We start from the raw sequence: 16,347 nt of genomic DNA, 5'->3' as shown, positions 1-16,347 counted from the left end.
CTCAGTCCTGCAATTCGGTCTGGCGTTCGACAGGGTCGATCAGCACGGCTTTCTGCTGGCGCACCAGCAGATCGAGAATCTCTTCCTGGCGATCGCCCAGCACGCCGTTGAAGCTGATGCCGCTGGTTTTGGTCGGCGCCAGCATCGACACGCGATACAGTTCCACGCTCAACGGCGAGTCGATGGACAGCGGCCCGCTGCCGTTACCCGCCAGTTCACCGCCGACCACGATCAGCGACACCTTGGCGTCGAACGGGTCGAGTGCGATGTCGCGGTCGGTGTCGGTCAGGTCCTTGATGTGGCCGTAGAGCCCGGTCAGGCCGTTGGCCATCGAGGTGTTTTCGTACAGCTTGATGTTCACGCTGTTACGCACGCGGATACCGTGGCGACGGTTGGCGATGACCTTGTTGCCCCACAGCAGGTTGTCACCGCTCTCATAGAGGGTGATGCCGTCGGTGTGGTTGCGGTAGAACTCGTTGTCGGCCACCAGGTTATTGACGCTGTTACGGTCGAGCACCAGGCCCGAGAGCTTGTTGTCGTAGCTGCGGTTGTTGAAGATGAAGCTGTCGTTCACTTCCCGGGAAATGATGATGCCGTGCTTCTTCTTCGTGCCGTAGACGGTGTTGTCCGCGATGATCAGGCCGTGGGAACGGTCGTGCGGGTCAATGCCGTAGACGATGTTGTCTTTGTAGGTATTGCTCTTGATCACAAAGCCTGTGGTCTCGTAGCAGTAGAAGCCGTACCACATGTCCGAGAACTCGGAATCGATGATCCAGCCCGTCGGCTCCGCACGCTTGAGCACCTTGGCCATATTCGGCGTGTACTGGGAGATACTCACCCCGTACGACTTACTGTTGGCGTAGCCGAAACTGGCCATCTTGGTGTTGGAGATATAAGTCTCGGTGCCGCCCCAGGCCAGCAGGAACGGACGAAATTCCTTCGGCGACTTGAACAGCGCCGGGCCGTTGGCCTTTTCGCTCCAGCCGGTGACTTTGGTGTCACGCACAAACAGCTGGCCATCGTTGATCAGGAACGAACCGGCTTCCTGCGAAAGGCGCAGCTCCTGGGTGTTTTTGTCGATGTCCAGGATGCCCTTGCGCCCGACCACGATCGGCAGCTTGGCCAGGAACACGCCCGGCGAAGTTTCGCTCAGGTACTGCTTGGGCACTTTGCCCAGCAGGTCCTTGAGGTTCATGTAGCCATCGTCGATGAAAATCGCCTGGGGGATGCCGTGCTGGCGCACCACCCACTCGGCCATCTTGTTGTCACCGCCAATGAAGTCCTTGAGCGCGTCTTCCTGCATCATGCGGCGGATGCTGATCTTGCCTGGTTTGGTGCGCACGATCTTCTTCTCGATCGCCGCCGCGGTGTAGCCCGACAGGTCCGGCAGGGCCGGCTTGGCCATTTCCAGCGGCGCGGTCGGCGGGCTGGAAATGGTGTAGGTCTTGGCCTGCTGCAGCTCTTTGGCGATAGTCGGCGCTTTAGCCTGCGGCGCGACATCGGCCATGGCGGCGCCGCTTGCCAGCAGCATCGCTGCCGCCAGCAGGGCCGAGCCTTTGAGGGCTTGAGGGTTCATTGCGCAGGCTCCCATCAGAATTTCCAGATCACGTCGACGAACGCGCGATGCATGTAGGAGTCGACGTTGCTGCCATAGGCATCACCTGGCTTGAACACACCGGCACGGAAACGCACCAGGGCCGAAGGCTCGTCGAACGACTGGCTGATTGCTGCCGGCAACAGGCCGGACTTGAAGTACTTGGTCACCACCAAGTCCATTTCCTGGCCCAGGTCCTTTTTACCGTCTGCCAGCGGTAGCGAGGTGCTGGCGACAATGTCACCCGCGGCGTCGGTGGTGTTGTCCAGCGCCGCAATGCCGTTGCTGCTGACCGGCTTGTTGCCGTCCACGCGCCAGAACTTGTGGTACACCAGGCTGGCGTCATAGTCCTCACGCAGCTGCCAGGAACCGAACAGGCTCATGGACTGCATGTTGTTCATCTCGCCACGGAACGCTTCGCCGAAACGGTGCACGCGGGACTGGGTGCCGGTCCAGTTCGAACGGTTGCTTTGCAGGCCGTTCTGCTCATAGTTTTCGCTGGCGCGGGCATAGGCCGCACCCACTTGCCACTGCGGATCCAGGCGCAGGCGAACACCGATGTCGGTCGCCCAGCCGTTCACGTCCTCGCTGCGCTTGGCCTGGTCCGGGCGCGAGCCGTCGGACTTCAACGCGTTGACGCTGTCACGGTCGCCGCGCATGCCGGTGATGCTGGCCCAGTAGTTCACGGTGTTGGTGTTGCGCCAGTTGTAGGCGTCGCTGTTGGCTTCGATGCCGAGCCAGGTCAGGTCGCCGTTCGAACGCTTGTCCAGCGAGTCGGTGGGCTGGCCCGGTTCCGGATAATCGAGCTTGCCGTTGTCATGGGTGTGATGGCCACGCAGGCCGATCCACTGGCCCGGCATCCACTGGTAGGACGCGTCGGCGTAGAGGTGCTGACGGTCCTTGTCCACCGGCGACAGTTCCTTGAGGTCGGTGCGGTATTCGCTGAAACGCTCGGCGACGCCGACATTGGCCTTGAGCAGGGTGGTGTCGAAGGTCCAGTTCAGCGCCTCGATGTTGGTGTCGCGCCATTGGCCGTCGTCATTACGCAGGCGTTGGCGACCCAGCTTGAGGATCTCGCCGGGGTACGGCGTGAAGCCGCTGTAGCCGACCCAGAATTCGCGCATGGCCAAGTAATTTTTCTTGGTCTTGCGGTCATTGTTGGTGGTCTGCTGGTTTTCGTCATTCGCCGACTGTTGCAGGGTGTCGGTCTCGATGATGTCGCTCGACACCACCGCCTGGCCCATGGCGTAGGCGCTCCAGGCGCCACTTTCGCCGTAGACCCACGGGCGCAGGTCGAGGCCGATGCCGTTGACGTCGCCGCCTTTCTGCGTGCCCAGATCGCGGTCATCTTCGGACTGCGCGGTGGCCTTCACTTCCAGCCCGAAGTTCTTCGCTTCGGTCAGGGCGGCCAGGGTCGGGCACGACCACAGCAGGGCAAAAGTCAGGCCAATACCGGCCTTGACGAATGGGTTGAGCTTCATAGGGATTCCTCGCCGTCTTCTTCTTCTTCATCCAGGGCGTGCAGTTGCAGCGTGCTCTGGGCCAGGGTGCCGCGGGCGGCCAGTTCCTGCTGCACCAGGCGTTGGCCTTGCGCGCGTTGTTCCGGCGTGAGCGGGGCTTCGAGCTGCGTGGCCAAGTCATTGGCCTCCGGCGTGTCCTGGGCTTTAGCCAATTGGCTGAAGACATAGGCGTTCAATGGGTCGGGCTTGGTGCCCTTGCCTTGGGAAAACAATTGGGCGATGGCGAAATCGGCGCTGTTCTGGCCATTGCGCGCAGCGGTCAGCAAGTGGTCCAGGGCTTTTTGCGGATAGACCTTGCCCAGGTAGCCACGGCGGTAGATCTGGCCGAGGTAGTAATCGGCGGCCACTTCCTTGCCGACGGCTTTTTCGAAATGGGCTTCGGCGGCCTTGGCGTCGGCCGGTACCCACTTGCCTTCGTAGTAGAGCTTGCCCAGCAACAGCTCGGCGCGCGGCTGGTCGGCGGCGCGGCCGTTGTCCAGGTACTTCATCATCTGGTCGACATCGCCCAGTTCGGGGAAGTCGTAGAGCAGTTGCGCCAGGCTGACCCACGACGCCGGGTAGCCAGGGGCGATTTTTTCCAGCAGGGCCTGGGCGGTTTTCTCGTCGGTCTTGCCCAGAGTCGAATCGCCCAACACACGGGCGACGCTGTCGACACGTTGTGCGGTGACGGTGCCACGGCTGTAGCCGGCTTCCATCTGCTTGAGCAGCTCGGCCTGTTTTTCCGGCTCGGCTTTTTTCTGGTAGACCGTGGCCAGTTCGACGTAGCAGATATCGGTGGTGTTCAGCGCCGCTTTGCAGATGCGCTCTACGTCATCCAGATGCTGGTCGTAGGTGTCCTGGGTGCGATACAGCAGCACCTGGGCCAGGCCGGCTTCCGGGTAGCCGGCGGCTTGCCACTGGCTGATCTGCTGCTGGGCGTTGACGTTCGGGAAACTGTGCGGGTATTGCAGGTACAGCATCGCCAGCGGGATCAGCGTGTTGCCTTCGCCATTGGCAAAGGCCTTTTTCAGCAGGCCTTCGGCTTCATGGTGTTCGGCTTCGGTGCTGCCTGGCTTGGCCACCAGCAAGCGGCCAAGCCGCGCCTGGGCGCGCGGCGATGTCTGCGCCGCTGCGCGATAGGTGGCTTCGGCCTGTTTGATCTGCGCCGGATCGCGGGTGCCCACCTGGATGTCGGCCAGGCCCACCTGGGCCTCGCTGTAGCCCAGGTTTGCCAGTTGCTGGTAATTCTGCTGGGCGGTGACGGTGTCACCGCGCTTGAGGGCTTCATTGGCCAGGCGTTGGTCGGGCAGGCCGGCGCAACCGGCGAGGCTCACGGCCAGTGCCAGCGCGCAATACGCAGCGGCCGAATGAGCTTTGCTCTGTGTGGGAGCTGGCTTGCCTGCGATAGCATCGACGCGGTGCAACTGATGCACCGAGTCGTCTGCATCGCGGGCAAGCCCGGCTCCCACAGAAGCTGATGGTGTAATTGAAATACGATTCACAGGCATGTCCTCGCTTACAGACCGTGAGCCATGGCTTTATCGATCAGCCAGTTCAGCGATGGGCCACGGTCGCTGGTCACTTCCACCGGGCGGCCGGCGTAGGTGCTGTCCAGCGGTGCATCGGGCTTGATCTGCACACGGATGTCGGAGGACAGGTCGGCGCTGTTCAGGCTGGTGCTGCTGACGATGGTGCCGGTGCGGGTCTGTTCTTCGTCGGCGACCTGGAAGGTAACCGGGGTGCCTGGGCGCACGTCGCCGAACTGGCGATAGGAGAAGCGTGCTTCAACATTGGCCTGGGCGCCGCGTGGAACCAGTTGGAAGATCACGTCGCCTTTGCTGGCGTACTGACCGTCGGCGACCAGTTGCTGCGCCACGATGCAATCGCAAGGGGAGGTCAGGGTGCCGGTCATTTGCTTGCCGAACAGTTCTTCAACCTTGGCCGGTTGCAGCTGCTCTTCGTCCAGGTGGCCCTTGAGCACATCCAGCATGCTGGTGCTGAACGTCGCCAGCGGCGCGCCTTTGGCGGCGATCGCGTCACCTTTGAGCAGGCTTTGTACGGTGCCGTCACGCGGCATGGTCACGTTCATGCCCGGCACGCTGACGAGGCCGGCCTGTGCGTGGCTGACGAAATACATGCCGTAGAGCGACTTGAAAACAAAACCGAACGCGGCGAGGCCCACCAGGAAGATCGCCAGGCTGAAGGTCACGGCGCGCAAACGGCCAAAGGCGCTCATGTTGCTGCCGCTGTCCTTGTTCTTGCGCGCCTTGGTGAAGTTGTCGCGTTGCAGGGTGGCCAGCACGTCGCCCATGGTCACGATGTCACCGGACAAGTGCGAGGTGATCAGGTGGCGCAGGGTGGAAATATCCTGGGCGTCGAGGTTCTGGAACTGGCAACCGGTGCGGCCGGTCTGGCGGTCGTAAGAGCGGATCTGCAGCTCCACGTCCATGGCCAGGCCGAGGTTATCGATCACAAACTGCAGGCGGCCCTTGTGCACTTCACCGACGGTCAGCGGCTGGGTGGCGGTGAACGCCAGGCCGCCGGCGGACAGGTCGAGCACGCGTGCTTCGGTCGGCGTGCGGTCAGTGTTGAAGAAGCGCAGCTTGGCCGGGATTTTGACCCGGGCGTGCTGGCGCTGGGCTTCGGATTCGTGGACAACGTTGGCGTTTACTTGGCTATTCATGGTGTGTGTAGTTCCTAGTTAATTCAGGCTTGGCAGGGTCAGACCATCATCAGCAACACGGCGACGAAAATGCTGCCGGCGGAGAAGGTCATGGTCCGAGACGACCAGGTGTTGAACCAACGTTGAAAGCTGGCCAAATCGCGGGTCAGTTTGGTGTCCTGGCGGGTCCAGGACTGTTGATCAAGGCGGAAGAACACGTAGATCTTCACCAGCGCGCCCATGATCTGGTTGTAATAGAGAATCGCCGGGTACGCCGGGCCGATCGTGTGGCCGGAGCACGACAGCAGCAGGGTCAGAATCAGGCGGGTGATGCCGATCCACAGCAGGTAGACGAGGATGAACGCGCCGCCGTACTTGAAGGTGGCGATTAGCGCCACGGTCAGGCCGAGCAGCGAGGTCCACATCGACACACGCTGGTCGAACAGCACCACGCTGGTGAACAGACCCAGGCGGCGTACACCCAGGCCCAGGGCGCGGGAGTTCTGGCGCAGGTTGTTGCCGTACCAGCGGAACATCAGCTTGCGGCTGGCCTTGATAAAGCTCTTTTCCGGCGGGTGTTCCACGGTGTGGATCGCGGCGTCCGGCACGTAGAAAGTGTCGTAGCCCAGGCGCATCAGGCTGAACCAGCTGGACTTGTCGTCACCGGTAAGGAACTTGAAGCGGCCCAGGCGCCAGTGTTGCAGCGAGTCGCTTTCGACGTCGGCGATAAAGCCCGGGTCGGTCACGACACTGGCACGGAACACCGACATGCGGCCGGTCATGGTCAGTACCCGCTTGGACAGGGCCATGGAGCACATGTTGATGTGGCGCTGGGCGAAGCGCAGTTTGTGCCACTCGCTCATGATGTAGCCGCCGCGCACTTCGCAGAACTCGTTGGTGGTCAGGCCGCCGACATTGCCGAACAATTGGAACCACGGCACGGTCTTGCGCACCACGCCTTCGGCGAGCACGGTGTCGCCATCGATCACTGCAACCACGGCGCGGTCATCGGGCAGGTGGCGGGAGATGGCGCGGAAACCGAAGGCCAGGCCGTCGCGCTTGCCGGTACCGGCGATACGCACGAAGTCGAGCTTCACATGCTCCGGCGGGTTCATGCGTTCCCACAGGCTTTTCACCAGCAGCTCGTCGGACATTTCCACCAGCGAGCAGACCACGGTGGTGGGGAAGCCGCATTCGATGGCTTCGCGGATCACCGAGCTATAGACCTGCGCGGTGGTCAGCGCATCGATACGGAAACTGGTGACCATCAGGAACACGTGGGACGGGTCGGCGGATTTGCCCAGCTTGCGCACTTTGCGGCGCAGGTGCGGATACACCACATACAGGAACAGCATGCCGCGAAAGAAATGCGTAGCACCCATCGAGTAGCGCCAGATACCGACGGCGCCAATCAGGAAAATAAAATTCTTCGACTCGGAGTCGAACGTACTCGCCGGCAGCAGCAGGGCGAGTCCCATCAGCAGGCTCAGGAAGAACAGCCAGCCGGCGGATTGAAGGAATACGTGTTTTAACTTGGACATAAGCGTCATCCGAAGGTGAAGAAGGCTCCAGGCTGCAAGCGCTGGGGATTGGTACGCTTGCAGCCGGGAACTTGCCGTTGCTGTTACCAGCAAATGCCTTCGGTGCGACCGCTCGCACTGGTGGCCTTGGACATGAAGCCCACCAGGTCGATCACTTGCTTGCCGTGCGGTGCGTTCTGCGCCAGGGCACGGAACTTCTCATCACGGTTGCCCAGGATGATCACGTCGGAGTTGTTGATCACGTCGTCGAAGTCCGAGTTGAGCAGGGACGACACGTGCGGGATCTTGCCTTCGATGTAGTCTTTGTTCGCGCCGTGGACACGGGCGTACTCGACGTTGGCGTCATAGATGCTCAGGTCGTAGCCCTTGCCGATCAGCATTTCGGCCAACTCGACCAGCGGGCTTTCGCGCAGGTCATCGGTACCGGCCTTGAAGCTCAGGCCCAGCAGCGCGACTTTGCGTTTATCGTGGCTGGACACGATGTCGAAGGCGTTCTGTACCTGGGACTCGTTGCTGCGCATCAGCGAGTTGAGCAGCGGCGCTTCCACGTCCAGGGTGCTGGCGCGGTAGGTGAGGGCGCGCACGTCTTTGGGCAGGCACGAACCGCCAAAGGCGAAGCCTGGGCGCATGTAGTACTGGGACAGGTTGAGCGTCTTGTCCTGGCAGACCACTTCCATCACTTCGCGACCGTCGACGCCGACAGCCTTGGCGATGTTGCCGATCTCGTTGGCGAAGGTCACTTTGGTGGCGTGCCACACGTTGCAGGTGTACTTGATCATCTCGGCAACGGCGATGTCCTTGCGGATGATCGGTGCGTCGAGTTCTTCGTACAGCGACTGCAGGACATCGCCGGAGGCTTTGTCGAATTCGCCGATGACGGTCATCGGTGGCAGGTCGTAGTCGGCGATGGCGGTGGATTCACGCAGGAATTCCGGGTTGACCGCAACACCGAAGTCGACACCGGCTTTTTTGCCGGAGCAGTCTTCGAGGATCGGGATCACCACATTGGCCACGGTACCCGGCAGCACAGTGCTGCGCACGACCACGGTGTGGCGGGTGGCTTTGTCACGCAGGACCAGGCCGATCTCGCGGCATACCGCTTCGATGTAGTCCAGTTCCAGGTCGCCGTTTTTCTTGCTCGGGGTACCGACGCAAATCATCGACAGGTCAGTGTCGCGGATGGCTTCGGCGAAGTTGGTGGTGCCGCGCAGCCGGCCGGTTTCAATACCCTGGCTCAACAGCTCGCCCAGGCCGGGTTCAACGATTGGCGATTTGCCTGCATTGATAAGGTCAATCTTGTCCTTGGAGATGTCTACGCCAACCACTTCGTGGCCGCGGGCAGACAGGCAACCGGCACATACCGCGCCAACGTAACCCAAACCAAATATGCTGATGCGCATCGCATTTACCTCATTGTCATTGAAGACGGTATTAATCATGCCAAATAGATGGCGAGTTCATTTTTGCAAGCGTCACTGAATGCCACGGAAGTTGAGCGAATAGACGCCGACTTACCGCGTACAGGCATGTTAAATAGTGAGTGACTAACTATTGCACTCAAGTTGTGCGCAACTTGGCCTTGTTATTGGGGCTTGCCCTTAAATGCAGCCGGCCTTCTTGGGGGAAGGTGCCGACGCCAGTGCCGCAGGGTGCAGATAGAGGCTGCTAGCCTTTAAATATCAACACCTTGGGTGTCATCACTGACACATTTGGGTAAGCGCTACCTTGGCCTCTTGGGGATAGCAATTGATCCTTATCGCCGCCCTCAACTCATATCAGTCGATGATGTGACCCGTGAGTCAAAGTTGATGGGGCAACTTGGCTGCTTCCGTGGGTCGCTATGTAAGTCATCTCTTACAGGAACAGAGAATTTCGTTACCGGTGGTATGAGCCGTGCGTTCAGACGAAGTTCCTGGCCGCTCATCCTGTTTCCAGAAATTTTTTGAAATATTGGCAGAGATGGCACTAATACTATATTGATAGCACTTGCAATTTGGGCCAGTAGTTACAGGTAGTTGGCGCGAAGGGATAGTTTTGTGCCACTAGTGTTTAAAAAAATTGGTGCCACTACGAAAAAAAACGACGGATGTCGAGTGAAAGAATTGTTAGATGTGCTTCATGATGTTTTTTGACGCCAAAAGTATGACGTTTTAAGGCGGGAATGCGCTAAAAATGTGGGAGCTGGCTTGCCTGCGATAGCGGCGGGTCAGTTGGCAATTGTGCTACTGAAAGACTGTTATCGCAGGCAACCCAGCTCCCACATTTGAGCGTCTGTGCGAGGGCGCCTTATTCCGGTGCGTGATCGCGCAGAAACACCAATTTTTCCGGCGTGGACTGCTGCGCATCGAAGCGATAGCCCTGCGCATCAAAGGCCTTGAGCTTGGCTGGGTCGTTGATGCGCTCCTGGATGACAAAGCGGCTCATCATGCCCCGCGCCTTTTTGGCGTAGAAGCTGATGATTTTGTACTGGCCGTTCTTGAGGTCCTTGAACTCGGTATTGATGACCCGCGCGTTCAAAGCCGTGCGCTTGACCGCCGAAAAGTACTCGTTGGACGCCAGGTTCAGCAGCACGTTGTCACCTTGTTCAACCAGCGCTTCGTTCAACCATTCGCTGATGCGCGTGCCCCAGAACGCATACAAATCCTTGCCCCGCGGATTGGCGAGCTTGGTGCCCATCTCAAGGCGGTACGGCATCATCAGGTCCAGGGGGCGCAGCAGGCCGTACAAACCCGAGAGCATGCGCAGGTGATCCTGGGCGTAAGTGAAATCGGCATCGCTGAAGGTCTCGGCATTCAAGCCGGTGTACACATCGCCTTTGAACGCCAACAGCGCCTGCTTGGCATTGGCCGGCGTGAACGCCGGGGTCCAACTGCCGAAGCGCGCGGCGTTGAGGCCGCCGATCTTGTCGGAGACGTGCATCAACTCGCTGATCTGCGCCGGGCTGAGTCCGCGCAGTTGCTCGATCAATTGCTGGGAGTGGTCCAGGTACTGCGGCTGGGTGAAGCGCGCAGTGGCCGGCTTTGACTCAAAGTCGAGGGTTTTGGCTGGGGAAATCACCATCAGCATGAAGTTGGCTCCTGGAATCGTGGCGTGTAGCGTGGGCGCGATTCTAGGGGTTGGGGCGTTTTGACTCCACCTATGATGGTGATAGGCATGATCCGCTATAGTGGCCGACGACTCTGGAGAAGGAGACCCCAAGTGCGAATCGCGCTTTTACTGACAGCCTGCGTGCTCTGCCTGAACGCCCAGGCGGCGCCGGTGGATGTGGCCAGCCTCGACCGTGGCACCTGGCCCGAGCAGCTCAGCAGCCCGGCGCTGTTCGATGTGGCTTCGCGCGCGGAAATCCTGATGTTCGCCCACAGCCTGCTCGCAAGCGAGTCCCAGGATGACGCCGCGCTCAAACAGCGCCTGGGCTTGAAGATCATCAACCGGGCCGCCACCGACGACCTGCGCCGCCGGCTCTGGCAGCGCTTGCTGGAGAACTATAGGTTCGCCCAGGAAAGCTGTGAGGTCGACGCGTCGTTCTGCTATCTGGTCGAAAGCATGGACGACCTGCGCGAGCAGGCCGGCAAGTTCGAAGTGAGCCAAGACTCTTTCTATATAGCCTGGGCTGCCCCGAGCCGCACGTTTCATGAGCGCTATCTGGACGAGCTGCTGCGCAAGGCCGCGCTGTTCCCGCAGATCAGCAGCGAAGTCGCGCGTTTCGGCGAGCACGAGCGCAATGGCGACGAATTCAACGACCGTCTGTTCCTGCTGACGTTTGACGGCGGCCCTGCGCCGGCCAGCGGCAACACCGACTGGCTCGCCGATTACCTGCGCAAGCAGAAGATGAACGCCACGTTCTTTGCCCTCGGCAGCAGCCTGCAAACCCGTGTGGAACGTAGCTCCGTCGCCGAGGTGCAGGCGTTGTACCAAGGCCAGTGCGTGGGCACCCAGGGCTGGCAATATCGCTCCCACAGCCATTGGGTGGATTGGCAGGGCTCCGTCACCCGCAGCGCCTCCCTGGTGCAAAACCTGATGCCGGAAAACTATGTGCCGCTGTTCCGTCCACCCTATGGCCAGCGCCGCGCCGACAGCCAGGGTTTTTTCCAGGCCCAGGGCTTGCAGGTGGCGTTGTGGGACATCGATTCCCAGGACGAGCCGGGCAAGCTTGAGGCCGATGAGTCGGCGCAACGGGTGCTCACATTGATGCTGCTGTGGCGCAAGGGCGTGATCGTGTTTCACGACACCCAGGGCAAGGCGCGTGAGGCGTTGCCGATGTTGTTGCAGGCGACGGCGCAGAGTGGTTTGGGTTGGCAGGACTGCCGGGAGGCATTTCGCTGAAATGCCCGGCCCTGTTGGGTACGGGGCATTTCGGGGTGATTTTGCGCGACATTTCGATGCAGGCGGACTTCCGACTTTAGCGGGCTGCCTGGCACTCGGCTAGTGCTATTCGTCATTCTGAAAAATAAACTTCAAAAAAGCGTCAAAGTGCTTTTTCCTGTCATGGGTTTTGCGGTATTACGAAGTCAGATCGCCGAAACCTGCAACACAGGTGGCGTCTTCCAAGACTCCTGCTGTGGGCAATGCACTTGACGTCACTCAGGTGTGTTCGGTGGTCGATTCGAGGCGCAGCACCGCCCAGGTATTGCGTCGAATGGCTCCCACAAAGGTGACCGAGTATGGATGATCATGGACGTAACCCTTCTTCCGACCAGCCAATCCTTTATGTGCTTGATACCAACGTACTGATCCACGATCCAAACGCACTGCTTAACTTCGAAGAACACCACGTCGCCATCCCCATGATCGTGCTTGAGGAACTCGACAAACTCAAAAGCGGGCATCACAGCGTGGCCGCCGAATGCCGACAGGCCATCCGCCTGATCGACAAGACACTGGGCGAGGCATCGCCGGAGGACGTTGAAGTCGGCGTACCCATCCAGCGTGGCAAGAGCGGGCCCAAGGGCTTGCTGTCGATTCTGATGAGCAAGCGCAGCGAGCCCAACAGCCTGCTGCCGGAAAACCTGAACGACAACAAAATCATCAACCAGTTGATCGACCTGCACGCGCGCGACAAGGACCTGCGCCTGGTGCTGGTGACCAAAGACATCAATATGCGCCTCAAGGCCCGCGCGTGTGGGATCGCCGCCGAGGACTACAGCACCGACCAACTCGTCGACGACGTATCGATGCTGTCCCGTGGTTATCACACCGTGACAGGCTCGTTCTGGGACCTGGTCAGCAAGGTCGAAACCCGCCAGGACCATGGCCGCACCTGGCACCAGGTACAGTTGATCGACAACCTGCCGGCCGTGCACATCAATGAATTCATCATCGACGAACAGGGCTTCGTCGGCTGGATCAAGGAAATCCAGGTCGACAAGCTGCTGATCCTCGACCTGCATCAGGAACCCCTGTTGCACCAGGAAGCCTGGGGCCTGAAACCACGTGATATCTACCAGAGCCTGGCGTTGTATGCGCTGCTCGACCCGGACATCCACCTGGTCAACCTGACCGGCGCCGCAGGCTCGGGCAAAACCATCCTCGCCCTGGCCGCCGCCATCGAACAGACCATGGTGACCAAGCGCTATCGCCGCATCATCGCCACCCGCAGCGTGCAGGGCCTGGACCAGGAGATCGGCTTTTTGCCCGGCACTGAAGCGGAAAAAATGGAGCCGTGGCTGGGGGCGATCACCGACAACCTCGAAGCCTTGCACATGGATGACGAAAACACCCATGGCAGCGTCGACTACATCCTCAGCAAAGTGCCGTTGCAGTTCAAATCCCTCAATTACATCCGAGGTCGCAGCTTCCAGCAGAGCCTGATCCTGATCGATGAATGCCAGAACCTGACCCCGCACCAGATGAAAACCATCATCACCCGTGCCGGCGCCGGCTCCAAAGTGGTGTGCCTGGGCAACCTGGCGCAGATCGACACCCCTTACCTGTCCGCGACCAGCTCCGGGCTGACCTACCTGACGGAGCGCTTCAAAGACTTCCCGAACGGCGTGCATATTGCGCTGCAAGGGGTGCCTCGTTCGATTCTGGCCGAATACGCCGAATCTCACTTATAGCCTGCAAGAGCCGGTTTGTGTGGGAGCTGGCTTGCCTGCGATAGCATCACCTCGGTGCAACTGATACACCGCGGTGGCTGCATCGCAGGCAAGCCAGCTCCCACACAGGTCTGCTGCCACATTTAATCCTGGTTGGGTTTACAATCCCTGCTCCTGATCAGGAGTATCCCTGTGCTGACTCATCTCGATTCCCAAGGTCGCGCCCATATGGTCGACGTCACCGACAAGTCCGTGACCTTCCGTGAGGCGGTGGCCGAAGCGCGCGTGCGCATGTTGCCCGAAACCCTGCAAATGATTGTCGACGGCGCGCACCCCAAGGGCGACGTGTTTGCCGTGGCCCGCATTGCCGGGATCCAGGCGGCGAAAAAAACCAGTGACCTGATCCCCCTGTGCCACCCGCTGATGTTGACCGGGGTCAAGGTCGAACTCAGCGCCGACGGTGCAGACTCGGTGCACATCCTGGCGCGCTGCAAACTCTCCGGCCAGACCGGCGTGGAGATGGAAGCGTTGACCGCCGCCAGCGTCGCCGCATTGACCATCTACGACATGTGCAAGGCCGTGGACCGTGGCATGACCATCGAAAGTATTCGCCTGCTGGAAAAGCTTGGCGGTAAGAGCGGGCACTTCAAGGCGGACCAGGCATGAGCATCAACGTATTGTTTTTTGCGCGCTACAGCGAAGCGATCGGCTTGGATTCCCTGGAGATGGAAGGTGACTTTGCGACCGTCGACGCCGTGCGCCAGGCGCTGGCGGGTGAGCCTGACTTCGCAGTGCTCAACGAAACCAGCCTGATGTGCGCGCGCAACCAGGAACTGTGCAGCCTGGACGAGCCGCTGCAAGCCGGCGATGAAGTCGCGTTTTTCCCACCCGTGACCGGAGGCTGAGCATGGCCATCCGTGTGCAGGTCGAAGCGTTTGATCCCGGTGCCGAAGTCAACGCGATGCACGCGGCCAACGTCGGCGTGGGCGCGGTGGTGGGTTTTGTCGGGTATGTGCGCGATTTCAACGATGGGCTGGATGTGGCGGGGATGTTCCTGGAGCATTATCCCGGCATGACAGAGAAAGCCTTGGCCAAGATCGCCGTGGAAGCCGAGCAGCGTTGGCCGCTGCTCAAGCTGGAAGTGCTGCACCGCATTGGCGCACTGGAGCCGGGTGAGCCGATTGTTTTCGTTGCAGCTGCCAGTGCCCATCGGCAGGCGGCGTTTGATGCCTGTGCGTTTGTGATGGACTATCTGAAGACGCGGGCGCCGTTTTGGAAAAAGGAAATTACCAGTGAGGGGCCGCGTTGGGTGGATGGGCGGGACAGCGACCACGCCGCTGCTGACCGCTGGAAGTAGTACGCCAGGCGCAGAACCAAGTGTGGGAGCTGGCTTGCCTGCGATACAGGCACCGCGGTGCATCGGTTACACCGAGGTGATGCTATCGCAGGCAAGCCAGCTCCCACACAAGCCAGCTTCCACATGTTTACTGCATTTCAGACTTGAGGGCGTTTGCGCTCCACGGCCCGCAACAAATGCGTCGGTGGCGTCTCACAACTGATCTTGCGCCCCAGCAACGTCTCGATCGACGGCAACTGATACGAGTCATCCTCCCCGGCAAAACTGATCGACACACCCGCCGCGCCTGCGCGACCCGTACGGCCAATGCGGTGCACGTAGTCGTCGGGCACTTCCGGCAGGGTGAAGTTGATCACGTGGCTGATGCCGTCGATGTGGATCCCACGCCCGGCCACGTCGGTGGCCACCAGCACGCGGATCTTGCCTTCGCGGAAACCTTCCAGGGTCTTGATGCGCTTGTGCTGCGGCACGTCGCCGGACAGTTGCGCGGCGTTCACGCCGTCGCGCACCAGGCGCTCTTCGATGCGGCGCACTTCGTCCTTGCGGTTGGCGAACACCATCACGCGTTCCCAACCGTTGTCGTTGATCAGGTTGTAGAGCAGCTTGTACTTGTCGGCACCGGCCACGGCGTAGATGTGCTGCTCGACGTTTTCGCTGGCGACGTGGAGCGCTTCGATCTCGACGATGGACGGGTCGGTGGTCCATTGCTTGGCCAGGTTCATCACGTCTTCGGTGAAGGTGGCGGAGAACAGCAGGGTCTGGCGCTCGGCTTTCGGCGGGGTCTGGCGAATGATCTGGCGCACTTGCGGGATGAAACCCATGTCGAGCATGCGGTCGGCTTCGTCCAGCACCATCACTTCGACCATGTCCAGGTGCACGTCGCCGCGCTGGTTGAAGTCCAGCAGGCGGCCCGGGGTGGCGACCAGGATGTCGCAGTGGCGGGCTTCGAGGTGCTTGAGCTGCTTGTCGAAGTCCATGCCGCCAACGAAGGTCATCACGTTGAGGCCGGTGTACTTGGTCAGATCGGCGGCGTCCTTGGCGATCTGCACCACCAGCTCCCGGGTCGGGGCGATGATCAGCGCGCGCGGTTCACCCATGTAGCGTTCTTTGGGCGGCGGCGTCTGCAGCAACTGAGTGATGATCGAGATCAGGAACGCGGCAGTCTTGCCAGTGCCGGTCTGGGCGCGGCCGATGGCGTCCTTGCCCGCCAGGGTGAAGCCCAGCACCTGCGCCTGGATCGGCGTGCAGTACGGAAAACCCAGGTCCTGGATGGCGTGCATCAGTTCCGGGGCCAGGTTGAAGTCGTGGAAGCGGGTCTTGCCTTCCTGGGGCTCGACGACGAAGTCTTCGAGTTTCCACGGGATCACGGCCGGCTTTGGGGCGTGTTCGCGGCGCGGCTTTGGCGCGACTGGCGCGGCGGCGACCTCAACCGGTTTTGCCTGCTCAGGCGCTGTCACCCTCGGCTGGGCAACAGGTGCCGGCCGGACGGGCTGTTTGCCGTTATTGCGGCTGCCGGTTGGCGGGACGGGAGCACTGGGCACTGGCGCGAGCGGCTCAGCCTCGCTTTTGCCGAACATCTTCTTGAGTGCTTTGAGCACGGTCATCTCATTTAATTGGCTAAGGAATATACGCCGGCCAGTGTAATGCAAGAATCGGGCG

At 60.7% G+C, this 16,347-nt stretch carries 13 protein-coding genes; 5 read left to right on the top strand and 8 right to left on the bottom strand.

The annotated features are described in order from the left end of the window. Window position 1: 1 nt before the first annotated feature. From algG to yaaA, 7 genes are all read right to left on the bottom strand, one after another. The gene (algG, locus tag KVG91_RS00560; protein WP_169378503.1) at window positions 2-1,591 is read right to left on the bottom strand and encodes a mannuronan 5-epimerase AlgG; all 1,590 of its coding nucleotides are present in this window, start codon (window positions 1,589-1,591) and stop codon (window positions 2-4) included. Next, the gene (locus tag KVG91_RS00555) at window positions 1,591-3,075 is read right to left on the bottom strand and encodes an alginate export family protein (protein ID WP_169378504.1); all 1,485 of its coding nucleotides are present in this window, start codon (window positions 3,073-3,075) and stop codon (window positions 1,591-1,593) included. Before KVG91_RS00555 ends, algG begins: the two co-directional genes overlap by 1 nt. Beyond that, window positions 3,072-4,526, bottom strand: coding sequence for an alginate biosynthesis TPR repeat lipoprotein AlgK (gene algK, locus KVG91_RS00550; RefSeq protein WP_318840824.1), 1,455 nt, complete (start codon window positions 4,524-4,526; stop codon window positions 3,072-3,074). The genes KVG91_RS00555 and algK overlap by 4 nt, the downstream gene beginning before the upstream one ends. A gap of 83 nt (window positions 4,527-4,609) precedes the next feature. Further along, window positions 4,610-5,776 carry an alginate biosynthesis protein Alg44 gene (locus KVG91_RS00545; RefSeq protein WP_169378505.1) on the bottom strand — a complete coding sequence of 389 codons (1,167 nt, stop codon included), beginning with the start codon at window positions 5,774-5,776 and terminating at the stop codon, window positions 4,610-4,612. Between the two features lie 38 nt (window positions 5,777-5,814). Next, window positions 5,815-7,296 carry a mannuronan synthase gene (gene alg8 / locus KVG91_RS00540; RefSeq protein ID WP_169378506.1) on the bottom strand — a complete coding sequence of 494 codons (1,482 nt, stop codon included), beginning with the start codon at window positions 7,294-7,296 and terminating at the stop codon, window positions 5,815-5,817. A gap of 83 nt (window positions 7,297-7,379) precedes the next feature. Then, the gene (locus tag KVG91_RS00535; RefSeq protein WP_169378507.1) at window positions 7,380-8,696 is read right to left on the bottom strand and encodes a nucleotide sugar dehydrogenase; all 1,317 of its coding nucleotides are present in this window, start codon (window positions 8,694-8,696) and stop codon (window positions 7,380-7,382) included. A gap of 886 nt (window positions 8,697-9,582) precedes the next feature. Next, on the bottom strand, window positions 9,583-10,362 hold the full coding sequence (yaaA, locus tag KVG91_RS00530; protein ID WP_169378508.1) for a peroxide stress protein YaaA: 780 nt from the start codon (window positions 10,360-10,362) through the stop codon (window positions 9,583-9,585). 132 nt (window positions 10,363-10,494) lie between these two features. Here yaaA and KVG91_RS00525 point away from each other — a divergent pair, with 132 nt between their 5' ends. From KVG91_RS00525 to moaE, 5 genes are all read left to right on the top strand, one after another. After that, window positions 10,495-11,619, top strand: coding sequence for a polysaccharide deacetylase family protein (locus KVG91_RS00525; RefSeq protein ID WP_169378509.1), 1,125 nt, complete (start codon window positions 10,495-10,497; stop codon window positions 11,617-11,619). 338 nt (window positions 11,620-11,957) lie between these two features. Continuing rightward, window positions 11,958-13,352: a PhoH family protein gene (locus tag KVG91_RS00520; RefSeq protein WP_012722339.1), complete on the top strand. Its 1,395-nt coding sequence runs from the start codon at window positions 11,958-11,960 to the stop codon at window positions 13,350-13,352. 171 nt (window positions 13,353-13,523) lie between these two features. Continuing rightward, entirely contained in the window at window positions 13,524-13,997 is a 474-nt protein-coding gene (gene moaC, locus KVG91_RS00515; RefSeq protein ID WP_017736740.1) for a cyclic pyranopterin monophosphate synthase MoaC, read from the top strand. Beyond that, window positions 13,994-14,236 (top strand): molybdopterin converting factor subunit 1, encoded by a 243-nt coding sequence (gene moaD, locus KVG91_RS00510; protein ID WP_169378510.1) that lies wholly within the window; start codon window positions 13,994-13,996, stop codon window positions 14,234-14,236. Before moaC ends, moaD begins: the two co-directional genes overlap by 4 nt. Window positions 14,237-14,238: 2 nt before the next feature. Then, on the top strand, window positions 14,239-14,688 hold the full coding sequence (moaE, locus tag KVG91_RS00505; RefSeq protein WP_169378511.1) for a molybdopterin synthase catalytic subunit MoaE: 450 nt from the start codon (window positions 14,239-14,241) through the stop codon (window positions 14,686-14,688). Between the two features lie 137 nt (window positions 14,689-14,825). Here the strand turns inward: moaE and rhlB are convergent, their stop codons facing one another. Continuing rightward, entirely contained in the window at window positions 14,826-16,292 is a 1,467-nt protein-coding gene (gene rhlB / locus KVG91_RS00500) for an ATP-dependent RNA helicase RhlB (RefSeq protein ID WP_169378512.1), read from the bottom strand. Between the last annotated feature and the right edge of the window lie 55 nt (window positions 16,293-16,347).

Origin of the sequence: Pseudomonas azadiae, assembly GCF_019145355.1 — a bacterium.
Lineage (GTDB): Bacteria > Pseudomonadota > Gammaproteobacteria > Pseudomonadales > Pseudomonadaceae > Aquipseudomonas > Aquipseudomonas azadiae.
The sequence above is the reverse complement of the archived record's forward strand: the minus strand, read 5'-3'. Positions and strand labels throughout refer to the sequence as shown.

What these genes read in the sequence shown, in the direction of transcription:
- algG (WP_169378503.1), bottom strand. Translation starts at nt 1,591, where the DNA reads ATGGGAGCCTGCGCAATGAACCCTCAAGCCCTCAAAGGCTCGGCCCTG.
- KVG91_RS00555 (WP_169378504.1), bottom strand. Translation starts at nt 3,075, where the DNA reads ATGAAGCTCAACCCATTCGTCAAGGCCGGTATTGGCCTGACTTTTGCC.
- KVG91_RS00545 (WP_169378505.1), bottom strand. Translation starts at nt 5,776, where the DNA reads ATGAATAGCCAAGTAAACGCCAACGTTGTCCACGAATCCGAAGCCCAG.
- alg8 (WP_169378506.1), bottom strand. Translation starts at nt 7,296, where the DNA reads ATGTCCAAGTTAAAACACGTATTCCTTCAATCCGCCGGCTGGCTGTTC.
- KVG91_RS00535 (WP_169378507.1), bottom strand. Translation starts at nt 8,696, where the DNA reads ATGCGCATCAGCATATTTGGTTTGGGTTACGTTGGCGCGGTATGTGCC.
- yaaA (WP_169378508.1), bottom strand. Translation starts at nt 10,362, where the DNA reads ATGCTGATGGTGATTTCCCCAGCCAAAACCCTCGACTTTGAGTCAAAG.
- KVG91_RS00520 (WP_012722339.1), top strand. Translation starts at nt 11,958, where the DNA reads ATGGATGATCATGGACGTAACCCTTCTTCCGACCAGCCAATCCTTTAT.
- moaD (WP_169378510.1), top strand. Translation starts at nt 13,994, where the DNA reads ATGAGCATCAACGTATTGTTTTTTGCGCGCTACAGCGAAGCGATCGGC.
- moaE (WP_169378511.1), top strand. Translation starts at nt 14,239, where the DNA reads ATGGCCATCCGTGTGCAGGTCGAAGCGTTTGATCCCGGTGCCGAAGTC.
- rhlB (WP_169378512.1), bottom strand. Translation starts at nt 16,292, where the DNA reads ATGACCGTGCTCAAAGCACTCAAGAAGATGTTCGGCAAAAGCGAGGCT.